We start from the raw sequence: 20735 nt of genomic DNA, 5'->3' as shown, positions 1-20735 counted from the left end.
GGGCATATGACTTTATGACTTAGTGTGAATTACAGACCAAGCTTCTGTCCTTTTTCTAATCGTTGAATCTGCTGTTCCCCGCTCTCCGCCAGTTCACGGAACTGACCGATCGTCTCGCGCATTCTTGGCAAGGCCTCTTGTTTGTAGACCGAGATGGAGTCGAGCGCAGACAGCACATCCGTAAAGGCTTGCTTCATCGTATCCACCGAGATACTTGCTTCGTAGGCCTGCTTCTGGATGGCCGTGCCCTGATCCTTCAGCATTTTGGATGTACCGGCGATCAGATCATTCGTAGTACGGTTAAGCAATTCGATTTTCTGCAAGACGATCTTCTGGTTGTATAGTGCACTGGCAACGGTGACTGCAATCTTCAGCGCGGAGATCGTCACATTTTTCGCCCGATCCACACCACGAATTAACTCTTTGTTGTTGCGAATGACCACTTCAATCGCCATGATCCCCTGCTGGTTTACGACCAGCATCTGTTGCAAATCCATAACACGCTGACGGAGCGGGAACAATACTTCTTCGGTAATAAACCGCACCTTCTCAGGGTCTTCCCCGCGAACCTTGGCTGTCTCAATCTGTGTATCAATGGATTCATCCATTAACATACCAAGCTGGATCTCCTTCTGAAGCCGCTTGGTCAGTTCGCGCAGGCTCTGCTGCTCGATCTCAAGCGTGGTGTTGTCGTTGCGCAGCGTGGCGCGGCCCTTGTCGAGTGAAACGACAATATCGGCGATGACGGCGTCGGCTTTCTGGTATTTGAGGAAATACGCGCGCAGCGGGTTGAACAGCTTGCCCAGAAAGCCCGTTTTGGCGAAATCGACCACGCTTGGGTCGAGATCCTTCAGTTGCATATGCAGCTCGGTCAAGCCTTTGGCGACCTGACCGCCCTCGTCTCCCGTCTTGGACAGATGTCCAACGGAGACTTGAAGCAGCGCGTTTTTCTCTGAAGAGGATCGCATGGTGTTCATGCCAAAGCCGTCGATGGATTGCAAAATTTCTTTGCGCTTCTCCAGAGATTCGAGGTCCAGGTTCATAATCATATCCACATTCGAAGTTGCTACCTGTTGCAGTTCCGCGACCTCGGCGGGCACCGGTTTGATCTCTTCTTCAATCACCTTCTGAATTTCCTTCTGGCTCGGTATTTCCATCGTAAACGACATTCACAGTTCCCCCTTTTAGTTACATACCGTATCTGCTTACATCTGAACGTTAATATAGATTTACATCTGTACGTTAAACAGGTTTCCGATTTTGTAGACAACATCGTCGGTGTCCGCATTAATGCTGGCCGCCTCATTTATGCTGGAGATGCTCTCCAGAGCTTTGATGTCGGCGTTATATCCAATCGTGTAGATCGGCACTTTGTACGTCTCCACCAGGTCTCGAATATCTTTGAGCGAATGTCCTTCGTTCGTCTCGCCATCACTCAGAACAAAAATCAGCGGTTTCACGTTAGGGTTGGCTGCTTTGTAATCCTCCAGCATTTTCATTGCAACCACGATGCCGTCAAATGTCGCTGTTCCCCCGCTCGCTTGCAGGCTATCCACCGTTCCGACAAACATGGATTGCTGGTTCGTATCATATTTGGCAATAGGCAAATTTACGGTCACGTCGCTGGAATATGAAACCAAACCAATGCTGTTGTCGGTACCGAGATACTTCTGACCTTTGCGCAAAGATTCTTTAAGACGGTTAAGCGGTTCCCCCGCCATACTTCCGGATACGTCCGTTACAAACACAGCGGCAATTGGATTACTGCCGTTCTTCTTCTCTTTCCAGACTTTCTGCGCGGACAGCAATGTTCCACCATCTACAGTAGCCAACTCGGATTTGTAATCTTGCAGGCCGTTGAAGCCGAACTCTACTGCCTTTTTCTGATACTGCTCTTGCGTGACAAAATCAGCAAACTTCTGGATGATCTCCTGTTTGTTCTGCGGCAGTTGACCAAGAGCATATAGCGGGCTGTCATGTCTTACACCGAATGGGGTAAACACATATCCGCTCTTCAGATCAGCTGTATTCACATAGGTCTGATACTCCAGTACAAAGGCATCCAGTCTGCCCGACTTGGCCGCTTCCCTCATCTGAATCGTGGTGGATGCAGTGAATGGCACGTTCGCCTGGAATTTTTCAAAGCCTTGAATGGCTTTCTCGCCCAGCGGATTCGCGCTGTCATACGTATTTAATGCGGTAACCAGGAAGTTCAGTCCTGTAGAACTGGCAAACGGGTCGGTATAGCCCATCGTAAGCTCATTATTGGCAATAGCTTCGGTTATCGTTTTGACGTTCACGGAGCCGTAGGTGTTCACCAGTGCATCATATTTGGCTTTGGAGATGACGATTCCCGGTACGTTGCCAACAAGCCGCTTCGAGATGAGCTTCGTCTTCACTCCGCTGGCTTCCACCATCTCGCCCCACAACTCATTGGACGGGGTGAAGGCATCGGGCACATACTTACCGGACTTGATGTAATCCGTTGCGGTACCGGAAGCAATATTACGGATTTTGACCGATACCTGTTTGCCGCCGGCCGTGATGTTCGCTTGGTTAAATGCCTCTGCGACCTCGGTTAACCATCCATCCACGCCACTACCCGACTTCTCGGTGGAGGAGAAAATTTCGACGAAATCATTGGTGGTATTCTCCACTGTAACCGGGAATTTGGAAATGTCCGGAAGGGATTCTGCAACATCAACCGGATCAAGATCAATCTGTCCTTTCACCGGTTCCGCCGTAGCTGGTGCAATGTCCGCGTACAATTTGCCAAGTTCCTTACCTGCATTTTCGGTCGTGACCTGTGTGGTAGACTTGCCAAAGTTCGATGTCAGTGTGATTCCTCCATAAACGAGACCAAATACTAGGACTAACATGATCATGGATATGAGAAAAAACTTTCCCTTCTTTGCCATAACGCGCAACCCCTCACTGTCTATATAATTTGGTGTGCTTGATTAACTGATCAATCTCCTGCATACAAGGCATCTGCTCAATATCTCCAGCTTCAACACTGTCCAGGCGCGAAATCTCCAGCAACAGCTGATCCAGCTTCAATAAAATCTCTTCATTCGTGTGAAGTGAATCCTTCACGTAGGTCAGGTAATCGTTGTACACTTTGGTTTTCTCCTGAAAAATTCTCTGCGGGATCGTTGAGGACTTGGCTTTCATCATGCTGGCATAATCGGCTTCATCGAAGACGTTCAGTCGATTCAGTATGCTACGAATATTCAGATATAACAGCTTCTCTACCTCTTCCGTGACCGAAGCGAATTTCTTAAAACTCAGCTCGCCGGGGTCAAACCGTTGATGAAGCACATTCATCAGGGTTCCTTTTTTCTTTTTCATCCGGTTCAGTTGGGACAGCCCCAGCGTAATATCTTCTTCAAGAATTTTGATGCGTCTGTAAAAGGATAAAGCTTCTACATAATCTTCATGGGTTTCGATCTGTCTCACAGGTAAAACCACCGGCTGTTTGAACAATACATTGTAACTGCCATAGAAAAGTGCAAGTACGCTTCCGAAGAGTAGCGTCACGGAAAGTGCGGTCTGGAACGCATTCTCTCCGAATCCAAGTCCAGCAAACCCCGGGGAGAAGGCCAGAACATTCACGGCCACGATGCCGATGATGAGCCCAAACAATTGTATGTACCTGGTCATGGTCGATCCTAAGGCCTCCTTTCATGTTAGATATTAGGATTAAATGTCGTATATTCCCTGTCTCTCATCTTCTTATTGTACATGATGTGAACGCTCTCAGGTGGATAGGATTGGAAAATGGAAGGGATATTTACGTTAATATTAGAGCGCTATAAAGTAGATGTTTGACTTGAAGTTCGAGTGGTCTTCCAGTGGATTTGAAAGATCTTTAAATGATTCTTGCCAGATATTTAAAAGGAACTCGCGCTGGTATTGGTACTGTACTCCATAAGCTATGATGTCGGAGCAGTATTCTTCATAGTAATATACGTGGATAGAGCTTATCCCATTATCCTTTTCACGGACAAAACAGAACGAGCTTCACAACTTGCTGTTTAGAAGAACTGCTGGACAACCAGGAACTACGGAGGCGCGTTAGTGGTAAATGAAATGTTATCCGGTAATACGTGGAAAATCAGGTTACGTGTCATTTTTTATATAGACTTGTCTTAGCGGGCTGGAGTAGGATGCGGTGCGAGAAAGAGATTTCTTGAGGGAATTTCACACCAAAAAGACGAAAACGGCGAATACCTCCCATTTCGTCTTGTGTAAGCTATTGTTCGTCACATCCGCATCCAACCTACTCACTACCCATCAGGCTAACGATCACAGTTGACGCTATTTGGTGTTTCTTAGCTGAATCCAGAATCTAACGATCATGAGAAACGTTATTTTCACATTTGAGACGCGATTTCATTGAATTTAGTCCGTTTTGGCAGAAATAACGTCGCTGGTGATCGTTAGAATACCGAAAGGGGGAAAATCACCTAAATAAGCTCCGTACGGATCGTTAGAATTTTGAGCATTGTGCCGGGTCGTCTATTAGGCTTCTTCCTCAGACGCTCACACGCAAAAATCCGGTCTGCTACGTGTTGTACGAACCTCTGTCACTTTTCCCGCACAGCCCTTGTCCCCGACTGCCTGGAATGTTACCTTCACACTCTCTTTATCTCTGGTGACCTCTTCCGGAATCTCATAGCTGACACGGAACACCTCTCCGATCTTGTTCATATGAATGCGCTGTTCCCCTACAACTACATCTTCCACCAAAATACTAAACTGCCTTTCATACCGGATACCCTCTCGGTCAAAATGCAAATAATCCCCGCCCCAGTAGGCTACGCACAAATAGTTCATAGCACCCGAGTCTACAGCCAAGCAGTAGCCGAATGCTGCTTCGTTTACTCCGTAAGCCTCACGCCACATATACAGCCTGTTGCGTCCGTCTGTACCGGAGCCATTATATTGCTCCTCGCGGCAGTTGCTCTCCAATTGATGCCCGATCTCATCCTGCTGACCATCCGGCTGCACGCTATCGATGGTGATATCGTTTAACGCTTTCTCCAGCGCATCCCCTTCATCATTCAACGCCCAATACACTGTATAGAACTCATGATGCACCTCATAGAACGGAATTAGTTTCACCGCTTCACCTGTAGATGTCACTTCCTCACTAAGCTCAAATGTAAGCTTCTCTTTATCGACAACCTTGATCCACTTGCTCACATCCTCTTCTTCCGTTTGGATAACGGGTACGGGAGCTGTTTTTGGATTCAGTGCAGTTTCGTCGATAATGGTATCCTCGGGAAGTCCTTCACTGCCAAGCGCACCAGCTAACACAATCGGGCCATACTGGAATGCCACCTTGTGGGCATCATCCCGTGCTGTATATTTACGCAGTGCCATCGGCAGCATAATAGTAATCGTATCGCCCGCTGACCAAGTGCGATCAATGGACAGATAGCCGGGTTCCAGACGTGTATACGACTGAGCCGAATCCCCGCCTACAATTGCAGTCATCGGCTCCTGGAGCCAGGACGGCACGCGTAGCCTTAGACAAGCCGAGGCGCTGCCTTCGGTGATTGTCAGGGTTGCTTTTTCCGAATAGGGGAAGTCCGTTTCCAGCTTTAAGTTCAGTCCCTGTGATGCCCACTCCAGCTCGGAAGCGATGTAGAGGTTCACATACAAGTCTTGTTCATCCTCATAATAGATAGCTTCTGCATACTTGCCCGGATTCTCCATGCCTGATCCGGTGCAGCACCACCAAGCCGTATCATGTGTGCCGTAGATTTTGTAATGCCCTTGCAGGGTGGAGGCAAAATAGGTTTTGTTGCCCGTATCCGGGTCTTGCGTGCCAAGGATATGGTTATAGACTGCATTCTCATAATAGTCCATGTAGGCACTGTCCCGGTTCCAGGCAAACAGCTGCTTGGTCAGATGCATCATGTTGTGCGTACAGCAACTCTCCCCGGTTTTGATGCCAAGGCTCTCCATGCCCTTTGCTTCATAATGCTCGGATATGCTCGTCGCGCCAAAGACATAAGAACGATGCTTTACGGTTGTATCCCAGAAAAATTGTGCCGCTGTCCGGTACGACGTCTGTGCAGGGTCTTGGTTATAGATTTCGGCTGCGCCGATGACCTTGGGAATCTGGGTGTTGGCATGCCTTCCTTGCAACTCATCCCGCTCCTGCTCCAGCGGTTCCAGAATGAGTTGGTGCGTGAATTGACGGGCAGCCCTCAGATAGGCTGAGTTTCCTGTAATGCCGTACAATTGGGCAAACACTTCGTTCATCCCGCCATGCTCAGACATCAGCATCGTCTGGATCTGCTCCTCGGTCATGGCACTCAGTCCCGTCACTGCCCAATCCGCAAAAAGTGCAACCACCTCAAGCGCCTGCTCATTGCCCGTCTTTTGATAGGCATCAATCAGACCACGATAGATTTTATGCACGCTGTACCACGGAACCCAATATTCACCAATGTTAAATCCGCCAATGTTCTCCGCACGAAAAGCCATACGGAAAGCCTCCTCAGACAAACCTCCGACATATCCGCTACCCGTCGTCTGTTGAATTGCCGCCAGTTCATTCACAGCATAATCGAGCGTTTGCTTTAAAGTAGAATTACCCGTCGCCTGATACGTCACCGCGAGAGCCGACATGTAATGTCCGAGGGAATGTCCGCTAATCGAGCGTGCCTCCCAGCCTGCATATCGTTCCTTGCGTGGTGTTAATCCGTGGGCTTCATAACATGGAGCCAGAAAGCGGTCAATCTCCAGTGATAACAAGTAACGTTCACCGATATGCTGTGACGTTTGAAATGGACCTTTCAGCAAGTTAACCTGTGAGGGGCCCAGAAATCCTTTTCTCGTATCGATCATGTGGCTCGCTCCTTTGGCATATGAAATAACTTCATATGGTTTCTTTTCTTTTAGTAGGGCTTGTTTAGAGATAAAGGATAAAATCCGTGTTCCACTCCGGCTAGAACTTATCTCTGCCATCTAGCTTTCACCCTTGAATGTCCTCATATTATCAAATAAACTACAGTTACAGCAGACTCAGAATCCAAGAAAAGGTGGATAAATCCGTCCTATGTCAAAACCAGTGGAGCACTATTTATGTGGGAAATTCATATCAGAGGGCAACTGGAGTCATATGCGTCGAAGCATGCCGGTTCATGAGATCATTTTGATGCTGGAAGGTGAGATGTATATTGCGGAGGAGGACAAACGATACGTTGTTCGTGCGGATGATCTTTTATTTTTAAAGGCGGGCCGAACGCATTATGGTTACCAGATTAGTGACGCACCTGTGAGCTTCTACTGGATACATTACGGGACAGCACCAGGCTCATTTGGTGATTTCCCAACCCATTCAACCATTCAGATTCCTTCTATGGCAAATCAACTGTTCAAGCAGTTATTGCATGTATCTTCCTTCTCGTCCGAAGAGGCGGATGCTGCTGCGCTATTACTTCTCAAAGAAATGGAACGTAACCTGCGCTCAGACTATCGCCAGCATAACGCCGTGGTGGATCATATCTGTAAGTGGGTCGATATCCATCTGCATCTGAATATTACGGTGAGTGAGATTGCGGAGAACTTTAATTTCAACAAGGACTACATTTCCAAAATGGTGAAGCAGGAAAAAGGGATCGGACTCAAAACGTATATTCTCACCGAACGCATGCGCCGTGCCAAACGACTGTTGCTCAACACCAATGCCAGTGTGAAAGAGATTGCAGCCCAATGCGGCTTTCGTGATTATAAGCTGTTTCTGCGCACATTCAAGCAACACGAGGCCAGTACGCCAACCGAATATCGCAATCATCTATACAGTACACAGCTGAATCGGTTGTAAAAAAGATATAGAAATGTTGAAATCGCTTATAGAAGATTCTAATATAGAGGATTGAATCCCCTGTGTTATAATGCAAGGAAATACCATTCCCTACTTTACTCATAAGAAAAGGAGAATTTAGATATGACGACGGCTGCCATTACGATTCATCCCGCTTCCCCAGCTGACCATGCTGAGATTGTTGACATTCTGGTTGCCAGTTACGCGGAATACCAGAGCTCGTTTGAGCAATCGGATCGTTGGGAAGCCTACCTGAAAGATATCCGCGAATCTGTGGACAATCCATACTTGACTGAATTATGGGTAGCCAAGATCGAAGATCGGATTGTTGGTACCGTTCAGTTATTTGAAACGGCACATAAAGCCTACCCGAATTTTGATCTGCCGATCGATTATCCATTTGTCCGTCTGCTCGGTGTTGATCCTGAGTGGAGAGGACATGGCATTGCCCGTGAGCTGCTTCAGCGGTGTGTGGAATCCACGAAGGAGCTGGGCAAAAATGCAGTTTATCTCTATACGGGTAGTCAGATGGTTAATGCCATCCGGTTATATGAACGTTTTGGCTTTATTGAAGATCCGGAGTTCAGTCCCGTGGAGGGCGGAGGGCAGGCAATCTGCTATCGTTACGAGATAAAATAAGATAAGATAGGGCCTTAACGGACAACAAGTAGTACTACTGATTTACCACGCTATCCAAAGTAATCGTGCATTCTATAGAATGTTATGTCTCTTTATACCATTAAACAAAGGGCTGTTCTCCTGCCATCTGTAGATGACAAGAGGAACAGCCCTCTCGTTTAAACCTGATATCTTAGCGTTACATGATTAGGATGTTGAGCCTGAGCTTAACCGCCAATCTCAATCAGAATCTTCGCATGACTCTTGTCGCTCATCAACAACTCAAGCCCGTCCTGCACAACATCATGCAGCTTAATTTTCTTGGTGATTACCTGCTTCACATCAAGTGCACCTTCAGCAATGAGTGAGATGACCTCAGGGAAGATGTGTCGGTACGCCAATGTGGCGGTTAGGTTCGCTTCTTTTACCAGCATGTCGAAAAAGTTTACGTGAAGCGGGTTTGGAATTGCGGCAATGACCACAACTTCCCCACCTTTTTTAATCACGGACACAGCACTGTCCATCGTCGGTTGCACGCCAGCCGCTTCATATGCAACATCAATTCCACCGGATTGCTGCGTAATGACCTGTGTTGCATCCACCTTATTGCTATTCACCGGAATTGCGCCAAGTTTAGCCGCCAGTTCCAAACGATCATCGAAAACATCGACAGCGTAAACTTCAGATGCCCCAGCGGCTTTCGCTGACAAAATGGTCAGCAAACCAATCGGCCCTGCCCCGTATACAGCTACTTTATTCCCCACTTTCAGCTTGCTGTGACGTACAGCATGAAAAGCAACCGCTGTCGGTTCTACAAGTGCCCCTTCTTCAAAGGAAACTTGATCTGGAATCGGGTGCACCATATATGCTTCGACGACTACATATTCGGCAAAACCGCCATCTCCGTTCAATCCGACAAAACCAAATTGAGTACACTGATTGTATCTACCTTGAATACAGTACTCACACGTTCCACAATGGTAGAGAGGTTCAACCACCACGCGATCACCAACATTGATACCGCTTACATTATCACCTAGAGCACTTACTGTTCCTGCAAACTCGTGTCCCAGTGTCAGCGGCGCTTTTTGTCCTGAGAGCGGATGATTCTCTCCCTCTTGAATACCTACACCATGATGATACGCGTGTAAGTCACTGCCGCAGATTCCGGCATACTCGACTTTGATCTGCACCTGGCCAGACTTTGCAACCGGAACCTCACGATCTTCCACACGCACGTCTTTATGACCATACCATACTGCTGCCTTCATTCTGTACATCCCCTTTTATCTAAACTTTTAATACAAGAATGTTCTGCTTGTCTATATATTATATCGCTATTCAACCATTATTCATATTTATAGATACTTATGTTAACATTACTTATACTAATGCTAAAAAGGGATGATCGCATGAATCTGGAACAACTCGAATACGTTGTCGAAATCGCCAAAACGCAATCGTTCTCCGCCGCATCGGAGCATCTTCATGTCACGCAATCTGCGATCAGCCAATCGGTTCATCGCCTGGAAAAAGAGCTGGGGCTGGTACTATTCGAGCGTTCCAGACAAGGCACTCATCCCACGCCGGAGGGTAAACAATTTATCGCCAAAGCGCTGGACATTTTGCAGCGAATTGATGAATTGAAATCACTAAATGCAACGACATCTACATTGACCGGTGATCTTCATGTGGCTACTTTCCCGAGTGTTATGCCTTACTTGGTGCAGTCGGCAGCAGATATGAAACGAGATCATTCACAACTGAGATTATCGATTGAAGAGAAAGGTTCCATGGAGATCATTGAGGACATCCGCAATAATAAAACCCATCTGGGCTTTATCGCCATTTACGCGAAACAACTGCGCGAATTGGATGGGTTACATTTTACACCGATGTATTCGAGCAAGCTTGTTGTATGCACCCATCAACTGTCCGAACTAGCAAAACATACACGTGTCACCCCTGATCAACTGAAAGAACATAATCTTGCATTATATCGGGACGGTTTTATTGAAGATTTCCTACAGGAGTTCACCTATGAATATGGGCCTTTGTCCATCTTATTTAAAACCAATAATTCGGAAGCCATTAGCACGGTGCTGAAAAATAATATTGCTGCAACGATCGGGCACGACTTCTCCTTTCACCAGAACCCACTTTGGAAAGAAGGGTTGATTAAGATGGTCGAAATTACCGAGATTCAGCAGCCCAAAATGCAGATCGGCTTCGTGCAGACAGAATTCAGAGAGGCTGCGTCTGCAGCAGAACAATTTGCCCGGCGCTTCAAACAAGCGATTGAACTCGGTCATCTATGATTTGCTGTTCATGAATATAGGTTATTTGATATGCAAAAAAAGTGCTCCACCATTGGCAGAGCACTTTACTTATTTTCTCTTAATTTAGTTGCCTCTTTTATCATGTAATCTTCTTCATTTTTTCTTGTTTAGTTCCATTTTATGTTTCTTTTTCATTCTTTTCTTCTATACTCGTTTCGTTTAAGGACTCCCGTTTTTCAAAGCTTCACTTACACCTTCACTCTTTTCACTGCTTCACTCATCTCATTCGTCTGCTGTTCAAGCATCGTAGACGTTTCGGCCACCTTACGGAACATCACCGATTGATCCTGCATCAAACGGTATATCTCATCAGAGTGATCCGACACGCCTGCGGAAATCTGTGAAATCGTGTTGACCGAAGCTGCCGCCTCTTCCGATCCGGCCGTAATTTCTTCAGCCGCAGCAGAGACCTCCTGTATACGCTGGGTAACTAGTTGGAACGCATCCACGACTTGTGAGAAGGCCTGCTCTGCTTCAGTTGTAAATACGACCCCCTGACCAATCTCCTGGGCAGTAACCCCCATTCGGGAACCTATCTGCTGTGACTCCTGTTCAATACGAAGTAATAAGTCCGAGATTCGTTCCATAGACGAACTGGAGGCTTCGGCAAGTTTCCTCACTTCTTCTGCCACAACCGCAAAACCCTTTCCATGCTCACCCGCATGTGCAGCCTCAATGGAGGCATTAAGCGCGAGCAGTTTGGTTTGACTTGCGAAGTCACGTACCGTATGCAGTGCACCACCGATTTCAGTAGAATAGTTGTTTAACACCTGCACCATCGTGGTAACCTCTCCAGATACTGCAGAGATGTTTTCCATCTGCTTCTTCATAATCGTCATGCGTTGCTGCCCCGATTCCGCCGTAGTCAGCGCCATTGTTGCCGCATCCGATACCACATTGGAGGATTCAGATATATCGTTGATGCCTTTTGCAATCTCTTCCATGGCATGCGCACTGTCACTTGCACTCTGCTTCTGTGTATGCGCACCTTGTCTTATTTCCTCAACGGCACGATCCACTGTTTTACTCATGGCGAGCATCTCTTCGGTACTCCGATTAAACTCTTTCGTGGATTCGGATAACAATTCGGTTGTTGAAGCTACCCCTCCAACCATGTCACTTACTATTTTATTTAAATTCCCAGACATATGTATCATCGCCTGATACGTTGTTCCGATCTCATCTCTGCTCTTCAAACGATAGGCTGTCAAAATGCGATTAGCTTCGGCAAGCTCACCTTGTGCCATCTTTTCCACACTTGATTTCAGCGGATGTAGAGGGCGCAGTCCTCTAACGATAAACCACATCACTATAGCAATACCTGCAAGAGTAGCGAGCAGTAGGATCACATACAACGGCAGACTTGATCTCAAAATATCGGTTTCGATACCTCCGATAACAGAAATCCCTGTATCGATACCAATTACACCCGCAAGAGTACCATTGCTATTCAGAATTGGAGCGTAGGAAGAAATATAATTACCGTACTCTGGATTGTTAATGATCGGCGAACTTGCTGTTTCCCCTTGTAGCAACTTCTGCACCGCATCTGCAGGAATGTCCGTTACTTCGTTAATTGCTGAAGCTTTATCCGCATCCTTCATGCCATCCACCATGATCAGCGGCGTTCCTTTATCGTCAATTTTGACGAAATACACATACATGGCACCAATACGCACTCGAAAATCATCCAATTCATCCCGAATACGAAGATACTCCTCATTTTCCTTGGGGTCCTTGGCAAAGTCCACATATGATGCTGTATCCAATTGCTTCACATAACTCTCGGCAATCTGAATATTGTAGCTTGTGATAGCCCCCTGCGCAGCAAGTTTCACATTAGCGATCTGCGTCAGCATACTTCCCGCAGCTATAATCGTAATGACCAGTGTAACAATAGCCGCAATGCGCACAACCAGACGTTTCCTGAAAAAACCGATCATTTGCTCCCTCTTCCTCCCCACGAACCCAAGCCTTTTTGACTAGGCCGTACCCAAAAAACATATGTTTGAAGCACTAAGTATGGGAAAATAGTATACGAATATGTCGAATTACGCAAGAAAATATTGGATTTATATAAAAACGCTATCATTGATGTGCTAGTTTTGGTAGTGGCAACTTTAAAAGGCTTATGAAGCGCGGTGTTTCAGAGGATTTTAGGCAAAGAAAACCTCCAACATGGTAGTTGGAGGTTATAACAGTCCTTTAATGGATATAGACAATATATGTTTAGTTAGATTGATAAGGAATATTTATGTTGTCACCTACTTCATCAATCGTTTCTTCGATAATTTCTCTAACTTTTTCAGTTAACTCCAAATCTAAGACTGATTTCATTAATTCATAACTCTCTTCTAAATTTAGATTTACAACAACGTTGGCATAACTATCAACCACGTCTTCCGAAGAAATATCCAAGAGGGTTTGGACAAGCTGATCTGTTCTTAATTTTAGATTGGCATCTAACAATTGATGAGTATAGACTTTTCTATCAGCAAATTCTGATAGTGATTCTAAAACTTCTAGTTTGTTTAACTTCTCTGTATTCTCAACAAAGCTTAAATAATCACTTAAATATTTCTCTAAAGTTTCTTTTGATAATACATCAGGTAACTGCTTAATCTCTAATGGCTTCATATTTATCCTCCAATATCAACAGGTATATGTGTTATATTTTGCTGGTTATTTCTATATAATTGACCATCTGTTCCTAAATATTTTTTACCGATCTTAATTTGAGCACTCCATCCATTATACGAATTACTAGTCAATAAATCCTCTTCCGGCAAGATATCTCTCAAATTTTGCTGTGGTGAGTGCCACTTAATTTCAATTCTTTTATTCTCGTGTATGAAGTTATACTTAAATCCCTCTTCTATTACTCCAGGGTCTGCTCTAAATTTATTGATACCTTTAGGAGGAACTAAACTTTTCAAATAACTTTCTTTGATTTTCCCTCCACTTAAAACACCTTCATCAATGCTCAAATTACCTTCATTATAAATTATTCTTTCCATATTTAATCTATGTTCCTGAATACTTTTTGATAGTTGTTTTTCGCTGTTAAAGTAATCACTCATTTGGGAGGATTCCCGGGCCTTTTTACTCTCCGCAATATTGTCCATCACTTGAAGACGCGGGTCTTTAAATCCGTTAAAACCGCCCGTCATCTGGCCAGTTCCCGGCCGTTGGTTCAAAACACTAACCTTGCTACCGCCTCCTGACGATGTCAGTAGATTATGCGGTTTGATCATCTTGGCAGTGAGACCACCGCCGACCATCATGCCTCCCATCCCCATCATATTGGCCCAATGCTCGCTGGACCAGGCATTCGTGGGGAATATGGCTTCACGGATTGTACCATGGATGCCAAACGTCAGCCAATTGGCCGTATCATTCGGAGAATCGAATGCTTTATCCGCCCTGTCCATATAACCTCCAACCAGACCACTTGGAATCCCAAACGTCCAATAGTCCAGAAATCCGCCGACACTGTCGTAACGCTTCTGGTAGCGGTCATCTGCAGCCTGCATAAAACCAGTACCGAGTTCTTTCAAACTATCCACCGATTTTTGAAAAGCATTACGATTGTCTGCAGTGGGAGCCCGGCATTCATCCGGTGGAGGCGGCATACAATTGGCATCGTAGGATTGCGTAGTCTGCTGATCCGCTAGTCTGAACTTCTCCGCATGTCCTTCAAGCGTTTTGGCAATCGAGTGGGATAGTGAACTGAAGTTGTCCATCACTCGTTGCGCCGCGATGAAATCAGCATAAAATCTTTCCTTGGCGCTCCCGTTCCACTGCCTTTCAATTTCGAACAGCTGTTGTTTCAAGATGTGATTCATCTGAGCAATCTGACTTTGGGCTGTGGCGAACTGTTTTGAAACAGACATTAGCTGTTCCGGGGTTACTTTAATCGTTGTCATGGGGTACCTCGTTATCGATATCGTTCTAACTATGTAGTTCGTTGTTACACGAAAATTCTGTGTTTCACATATGCCAGTTCATCTACCAGCACATGGGGTTTCAGTATAACTGGATTGAATTTCATTTCGTAGAGACTGTCGACTCAATCTTTTAGTTCCTATTACCCCCAGTAGGCCCTATTTGTAACAGTCTTTGTGACCTATTTGTCTCCCCACCCGCTTCATAAAAAAATCCCGGCGCATGCGCCGAGATCCTTCATTTTCATCCTTACTACTTTAATGATCAAGAAATATTCTAAGAAAGTTTGGCCCTGAAAACTCAATATTTTTCCACCACTGCTCCCAACGTTACCCCTCTGACATACGGCTGACCACTCAGGGACTGCAATTGTTTTGCTGTTCCTGTCACCACAACACCCAGAATGCGAATATCGCTCTCTTGTGGCTCTTTTTTATCTTTTTTCAAATAATCGTAGATTCGGTTGAACTCATAATGATATAACCCTTTAAGATGTCTTCCCTGTTCCAAAGCATCCAAAAATCGCTTGCCATTCACTTCTGTCGGTTCGGATGGATTCATTCCAAAACCCTTCACCCAATTCTCCGGCTCTGGAGTCGCATAACTTTGTTTCCCGTTTCCATCCTGTCTAGGATCGTAAAAAGCTCTGTCATCATACGTATCTATCCAATACCATGTTTGATTTAACTCCGACGGGAGCAACTGTTTCGCTTCATCCAATGAATAATCCTTATCGAAAGAAATAGCCATCTCCACCTTTTTGTCCGAGTCCATTTCACTCAGCAACGGAAGGTCATTTAGGATTTTTCCATTATAATTCACACCCGGAATGTAAAACATCATCTCTCTCTGTCCACTTAATCCATTGTAGCTGCGAGTATACTCATAGCCTTGTTTCTGCATATTCTCATCTGGCAATGAAACTGATTGTTGCCCAGTACTACCACCCATACTTGAAAAGATAGGTAAAGGCAGCACGGTATAATTAACCTTTTGATCTGCCCAAGGTACAAGTACACCCTCGATGACTTTAGCTTTATAGGTCTGCAAAGTTCCGTTCAAAAAACTACTGAAGTTCACCTGCCCCGTCTGCACTTGATCCGGCCCGCTTATTTGACTCATCAACTGCTCGCTGTACATCGCACGCTCATAACTGGAACTTGTTAAATACTGATTGCCGACAATAACTCCGAATAATGCCGCAACCGATACGACGAGCGATAAAGATACGGTACGAATCGTTGTTTTACGTTTGGCCTTTTTAATCATTTTACTGACATCTACTGTATCTTCTTGTTCAAACGGTTGGTTCATTTTTACTCACTCCCATACTTTTTCTTAAATTGTTGTCTGGCCTGATATAACGATGCTTTGACTTGTTCCATTCGCATGCCAAGCAACTCCGCAATCTCCTGGTAAGAGAGCTCCATCTCATATTTCATAATCAGCAGCTGTCTGTGCAACGGAGCAAGTTCACCGAGCACAGCTTCCACTTTTTCTTTCTTCTCCTGCTGTAGAATGGCATCCTCAGGAAGCGATGAATCCGGTATTTCCACACTTTCGATGGGAACCATCGCCCATTTCTTCCGGCGACAGAGATCATAATAACGGTTGATCGCAACTTTATAGAGCCACGCACTGAACTTCCCTTTTTCAATCGAGTCGATATATAAAAAAGCCTTGTACACCGTTTCCTGCAAAATATCCTCTGCATCCGATGGGGAAGCGCCAAGTCTGATCAGATAATGCCGGATTTCTCTAAGTTTAGGCTGCAGCTGTTCAGCCATCTGTCTGGCGTCCATGCTTCACCACCTTTCATAGGTATAACGGGCGGATGAACTGAATGTTAATCGTTCGGTTAAAAAAGTTTTGCGGCCTAGTGTATGTACATAAAAAAATCCCGGCGCACGAGCACCGAGATTCTCTGTAAAGATAGACGTTTATAGATCTTTGTTAATCCTAGATATAGCATATATCACTTTTCATTCATCGAAGTTATTAGCGCCCTGAAACCCGGCCTGCCATCTTGCGGAATCGAATCAAAGACCAGATCGTCAGCAATGCAAGTACACCAAGACAGATGCTAATACTGAACCGGTTGCCTTCATCAAACACAAACATCAGAGCAATGACGCTCAGGATCAAGACAACCGCCCCGGTGATATAAGGGAATCCCCATACCTTGAATGTAGGCTGAACCGGATACTTTTTACGTAATTTCAGCTGAGAAGCAGCGATGCAGATCCAGACCAGAATCACGACAAATCCCGGAACAGCAAGCAACACTCTAAACAGCTGATCTTGGGCAAACAGTCCTAACAAGGAACCTGCCAGCAGAACAACGGTACACACCAGCAACGTATTAATCGGGCTACCGTTGCGGTTGGTTTTGGCGAGTGCTTTAGGCGCCTCCCCGCCGACGGCCATAGAATGCATCATGCGGGATGCCCCGTAGATACCCGAGTTCGCTGCGGACAGCACCGCCGTCACCAATATAAAGTTCATAATATGTGCAGCACCCGGCAGGCCAGTTGATGCCAGTACCTGTACAAACGGGCTGCTTTCCGGCCCAATCTCGTTCCATGGAATCAGACCACAGATAATCAGAATTGGCAACGTGAAGAACAAAATGATTCTGAACATGAAATTGCCCACGATCTTGGGCATCACTTTCTCCGCATTTTCCGTTTCCGTCAAGGTCAGGCCAATCAGCTCCGATCCTCCATACGAGAACATAACCACAAGCAGTGCAGAGAAGATCGATGTCAATCCGTTCGGGAAGAACCCACCCGCCTGCGTGTAGTTTTGTAAATATGGTGTGTTGTCACTTGGAATAATACCAAAGATCAGCCCTGCCCCGAGCACGATAAAAATAATAATCATCGCAATTTTGATCCCGGCCAGCCAAAACTCAAACTCACCGAACACACCCACGCTGAGCAAATTCACCAATATAATAAATGCCGCACACGCCAGACTTAGCATCCATAGTGGTACGTCCGCGAACCAATATTGCAGGAAACTGCCCGCAGCAATAACCTCGATGACACATACCGATAACCACAAGAAGCAGTACATCCATCCCATAATAAACGAAACTCGGCTACCGAACGCTTCCTGTACAAAATCTTTCATATTTCTGTTCTTGTACACCGTAGCCATCTCTGCCATCGCAGCCATAACCACAAGCAACAACAGTCCGGCAAAAATGTACGTTACAATAACACCTGGGCCTGCAAGTCCAATCGTACCTGCACTGCCTTTAAAAATGCCTGTCCCAATAACACCACCCATCGCCATAAAGGTAATATGTCTGGGTTTTAATTTTTTCTGTAATGATTCTTCCGTCTGAGTCTGAGCCAATTGAAATCCTCCTGAGGTACAAAAACGTCTGTAATCCTTGTCTATTTTTGAGCAATATAAAGTCCAGTATACCCTATCCATGATGAAACAGCCCACCCAATCTGTATGGCCAATTCATCCCAAACTTATGACATGCCTATGATTTATACCCTTTAAGTGTACAAAGTAATCGGTATGTTGCCCATGTTATCAAACTATACCCTATTCCATAAAGTAGCCATGCATCCAGATTGGCGGTAAACGTCCCCCAATCACTAGTGATATACAGCAAAGGCAGCAAAAGAGATACACCCAAAGCAATTGTCCTACTGCACCATTTCGAAGCATACCAGCACACACCCAGAATCACAGCCAATATGGGACACAATACGAATCCAACGAACAATGGGTTCATTCCTTCAAACCACCAGTAGAGCATTCTCCTGCACTCTCCATTCTTTGGTGCGTCACAGCGTTCAAACCTCGAATTTTAGTTTATCACTTTTTACGCTGTATGAACTGTATCGAATGTTTCATTTTTTCTTCAAATCCATAAACACTTCAACACATAAATAAACGTCAAAAGCCAGCCTCCCTATACTAGAGAGACTGGCTGTTTCCGTTTAGATTCATCATCTATAAGGTTATCCAATAACTTTGGTCATAAATGTACTATTCGGGTCTAAAATATAGTCCGCAAACGGCTCGCAATATGCAAAACCAAAGTCTTCATACAGCTTGCGTGCCGGGATAAAAGAATCCATTGAACCTGTCTCCAGACTGATACGCTGATATCCGCGAGACGTAGCCTCTTCAATAATGTGAGCCAAGATTCGGCGAGCTACCCCTTTACGCAAGTGGGCGGCAGCCGTACGCATCGATTTCAGTTCAGCATGCTCCGCGTTCAGTTCCTTGATCGCCCCGCAGCCGAGCAGTTCCTCTCCGTCCCATGCACACCAGAACGTAATCTCGGGTTTCTTCAGTCCATCCAGATTCAGTGCATGTATACTTTCCGGCGGCGAATCCGCTGCCATGCCCATCAAATGTTCCGCGATTAGCGCTTTTACCTGATCTCCATTCAAATCATCCACTCTTATTTCCATCGTTCCCACTCCTGCCGACATTTTGTAATTTATCTCTCTCCACGAAGCTGATCAATGATTATATATTACAACGATGTCAGGTTTTATAACAACAGTCACTTCATGCTGGAAAACGATAAGAAAGTGGGTGGATTATATTATGATTGCTGATACGATACTGCTGTCATCTGGCATGGCTCACACGCAAACATGTAATACACACCTTCACCATTCTCCTGAATCATCTCACCGTCCAACTGTCCGATAGCTTTCATCGTAGCAGAGCAGGCTGGACATACTGGATAATCTGCATCTTGCACCCAGCCGGGGTGACCCCCAACCTGTGATATAGAAGGTTCCATTGCCCACTCACTGCCATGATAAGGCTGACGCGGTTCCGACGCGATACGGAACCAACGTCGCTGTACCTGCTCCTGCGCCCCTTCTGACCACTCTCCCTCGCCAGCAAGGCTACCTACATTTAAGCTACTTGAGCTAACTCCCGAAACATCTACGCTCATCTCTTCTACATCAATTTCATCAAATCCGTCGGGCTTCACATTATACTTACTCCAGATCGGATTCCCTTCTGCATCCATTTCCATGTACACCACGCTGTAACTGCTGCATACCAAGCAGGTCTGCACATCAAGTTGTGGAGAGTTCCAGTGAACAGACCGAAGCGATGGATGTTTCACATGTAAATTCATTAAGCTGATAAATGAACTACCACACCATGGACAAAGCTTGGAACTTGGCACAAGTAAAGAAATCGGAGAACCATTCAGGTTCTCACTCTCGCCTGCCTCTACATCACTGTGTTCTGCTTCATACAATGAATAACTCGGGGTGATGAACAATTCTCTGCGTTGACCTTCTTCGGTTAACTCCCAACCCGCCTGCAACGTGTAACGCTCAGGTGCGATATACAGCTCGCTGGCCCACAGGGGCGGAGCCTGCCTCCACTGCAAGAACTGTTGTACAACCACTTCGTCACCGATATAAGCCAGCATGATCAGAAAGTGGTTACGATTCTCCCCATCGTTGTTCACCTGCTGAATCAGATGATCTCGCATCTCGCCAGAGGCACTTTTGAACAAAACTGCTGGATAAACAATCTCCCGCTCCAAAAGTTCAGGAATTTCCGACGTCAAGGGCAGATCATGATAACAAACAAGATACAGCAAAATATCCTTACCGCCGTCCTCGTCATCTGAGCGGATCAACTCCATTGCGTAACGCTTCATCTCATGTTGCTGCTCTGCTGTAAGGGACAGATACACTTGTTCCATGGAGTACATATACGGTACATATCGAATAAGTTCGTTATATGTCCGAGGTTCATGCATGATTTTCAGAATCTGCACCGCATCCGTAATGCCCTCATACAGATCGACGTCACGCCGATTCGCTTCAATATAACGCTGGTGTGCCTCCCGTTCCATCTCCTGTTTACAAGGCATACAATACCCACCTGTTTTAGCTGCTGTTGCTGGTAAAATCATATGGTCGCATCCTTCGCGTACACATGGAATACGTTCTGTCATGCTTCCGCCTCCTTCAACC

General features: G+C 45.7%; 16 protein-coding genes. 3 read left to right on the top strand and 13 right to left on the bottom strand.

From position 1 onward, the window contains the following. Window positions 1-29: 29 nt before the first annotated feature. From BLQ13_RS06905 to BLQ13_RS06890, 4 genes are all read right to left on the bottom strand, one after another. Window positions 30-1169 carry a toxic anion resistance protein gene (locus BLQ13_RS06905; RefSeq protein WP_090917471.1) on the bottom strand — a complete coding sequence of 380 codons (1140 nt, stop codon included), beginning with the start codon at window positions 1167-1169 and terminating at the stop codon, window positions 30-32. A gap of 60 nt (window positions 1170-1229) precedes the next feature. Next, window positions 1230-2918 carry a vWA domain-containing protein gene (locus BLQ13_RS06900; protein WP_090917469.1) on the bottom strand — a complete coding sequence of 563 codons (1689 nt, stop codon included), beginning with the start codon at window positions 2916-2918 and terminating at the stop codon, window positions 1230-1232. Window positions 2919-2931: 13 nt separating this feature from the next. After that, window positions 2932-3663 carry a hypothetical protein gene (locus tag BLQ13_RS06895; protein ID WP_090917467.1) on the bottom strand — a complete coding sequence of 244 codons (732 nt, stop codon included), beginning with the start codon at window positions 3661-3663 and terminating at the stop codon, window positions 2932-2934. An 882-nt stretch (window positions 3664-4545) separates the two neighbouring features. Then, window positions 4546-6864, bottom strand: coding sequence for a beta-L-arabinofuranosidase domain-containing protein (locus BLQ13_RS06890; protein WP_090917465.1), 2319 nt, complete (start codon window positions 6862-6864; stop codon window positions 4546-4548). A gap of 211 nt (window positions 6865-7075) precedes the next feature. Between BLQ13_RS06890 and BLQ13_RS06885 the strand changes: the two genes are divergently transcribed. Both BLQ13_RS06885 and BLQ13_RS06880 read left to right on the top strand, forming a co-directional pair. Next, window positions 7076-7843, top strand: coding sequence for a helix-turn-helix transcriptional regulator (locus tag BLQ13_RS06885; protein WP_139168859.1), 768 nt, complete (start codon window positions 7076-7078; stop codon window positions 7841-7843). A 123-nt stretch (window positions 7844-7966) separates the two neighbouring features. Then, window positions 7967-8482: a GNAT family N-acetyltransferase gene (locus BLQ13_RS06880; protein WP_090917463.1), complete on the top strand. Its 516-nt coding sequence runs from the start codon at window positions 7967-7969 to the stop codon at window positions 8480-8482. A gap of 206 nt (window positions 8483-8688) precedes the next feature. On the opposite strand, the gene BLQ13_RS06875 is transcribed toward BLQ13_RS06880, so the two are convergent. Then, complete coding sequence (locus BLQ13_RS06875) at window positions 8689-9732, bottom strand: 2,3-butanediol dehydrogenase (RefSeq protein ID WP_090917461.1); 1044 nt, start codon at window positions 9730-9732, stop codon at window positions 8689-8691. Window positions 9733-9873: 141 nt separating this feature from the next. Between BLQ13_RS06875 and BLQ13_RS06870 the strand changes: the two genes are divergently transcribed. Beyond that, window positions 9874-10779 carry a LysR family transcriptional regulator gene (locus tag BLQ13_RS06870; RefSeq protein ID WP_090917459.1) on the top strand — a complete coding sequence of 302 codons (906 nt, stop codon included), beginning with the start codon at window positions 9874-9876 and terminating at the stop codon, window positions 10777-10779. A gap of 209 nt (window positions 10780-10988) precedes the next feature. On the opposite strand, the gene BLQ13_RS06865 is transcribed toward BLQ13_RS06870, so the two are convergent. From BLQ13_RS06865 to BLQ13_RS06830, 8 genes are all read right to left on the bottom strand, one after another. Further along, the gene (locus tag BLQ13_RS06865) at window positions 10989-12743 is read right to left on the bottom strand and encodes a methyl-accepting chemotaxis protein (RefSeq protein WP_090917457.1); all 1755 of its coding nucleotides are present in this window, start codon (window positions 12741-12743) and stop codon (window positions 10989-10991) included. A 286-nt stretch (window positions 12744-13029) separates the two neighbouring features. Next, window positions 13030-13437 (bottom strand): hypothetical protein, encoded by a 408-nt coding sequence (locus BLQ13_RS06860; protein ID WP_090917455.1) that lies wholly within the window; start codon window positions 13435-13437, stop codon window positions 13030-13032. Window positions 13438-13439: 2 nt separating this feature from the next. Next, window positions 13440-14726, bottom strand: a complete 1287-nt coding sequence (locus tag BLQ13_RS06855) for a WXG100 family type VII secretion target (protein ID WP_090917453.1) — start codon at window positions 14724-14726, stop codon at window positions 13440-13442. Window positions 14727-15045: 319 nt separating this feature from the next. Further along, window positions 15046-16059 (bottom strand): anti-sigma factor, encoded by a 1014-nt coding sequence (locus tag BLQ13_RS06850; RefSeq protein WP_090917450.1) that lies wholly within the window; start codon window positions 16057-16059, stop codon window positions 15046-15048. Between the two features lie 2 nt (window positions 16060-16061). After that, window positions 16062-16547, bottom strand: coding sequence for an RNA polymerase sigma factor (locus BLQ13_RS06845; protein ID WP_090917448.1), 486 nt, complete (start codon window positions 16545-16547; stop codon window positions 16062-16064). A 196-nt stretch (window positions 16548-16743) separates the two neighbouring features. Next, the gene (locus tag BLQ13_RS06840) at window positions 16744-18108 is read right to left on the bottom strand and encodes an amino acid permease (protein ID WP_276326724.1); all 1365 of its coding nucleotides are present in this window, start codon (window positions 18106-18108) and stop codon (window positions 16744-16746) included. Window positions 18109-18731: 623 nt separating this feature from the next. Continuing rightward, window positions 18732-19190 (bottom strand): GNAT family N-acetyltransferase, encoded by a 459-nt coding sequence (locus BLQ13_RS06835; RefSeq protein ID WP_090917446.1) that lies wholly within the window; start codon window positions 19188-19190, stop codon window positions 18732-18734. A 137-nt stretch (window positions 19191-19327) separates the two neighbouring features. After that, the gene (locus BLQ13_RS06830) at window positions 19328-20716 is read right to left on the bottom strand and encodes a DUF1963 domain-containing protein (protein WP_090917444.1); all 1389 of its coding nucleotides are present in this window, start codon (window positions 20714-20716) and stop codon (window positions 19328-19330) included. Window positions 20717-20735 lie beyond the last annotated feature (19 nt).

This window comes from Paenibacillus polysaccharolyticus, assembly GCF_900102085.1.
Taxonomy (GTDB): domain Bacteria; phylum Bacillota; class Bacilli; order Paenibacillales; family Paenibacillaceae; genus Paenibacillus; species Paenibacillus polysaccharolyticus.
Note: the sequence above shows the minus strand (reverse complement) of the source record. Positions and strands in the feature narration are given on the sequence as shown.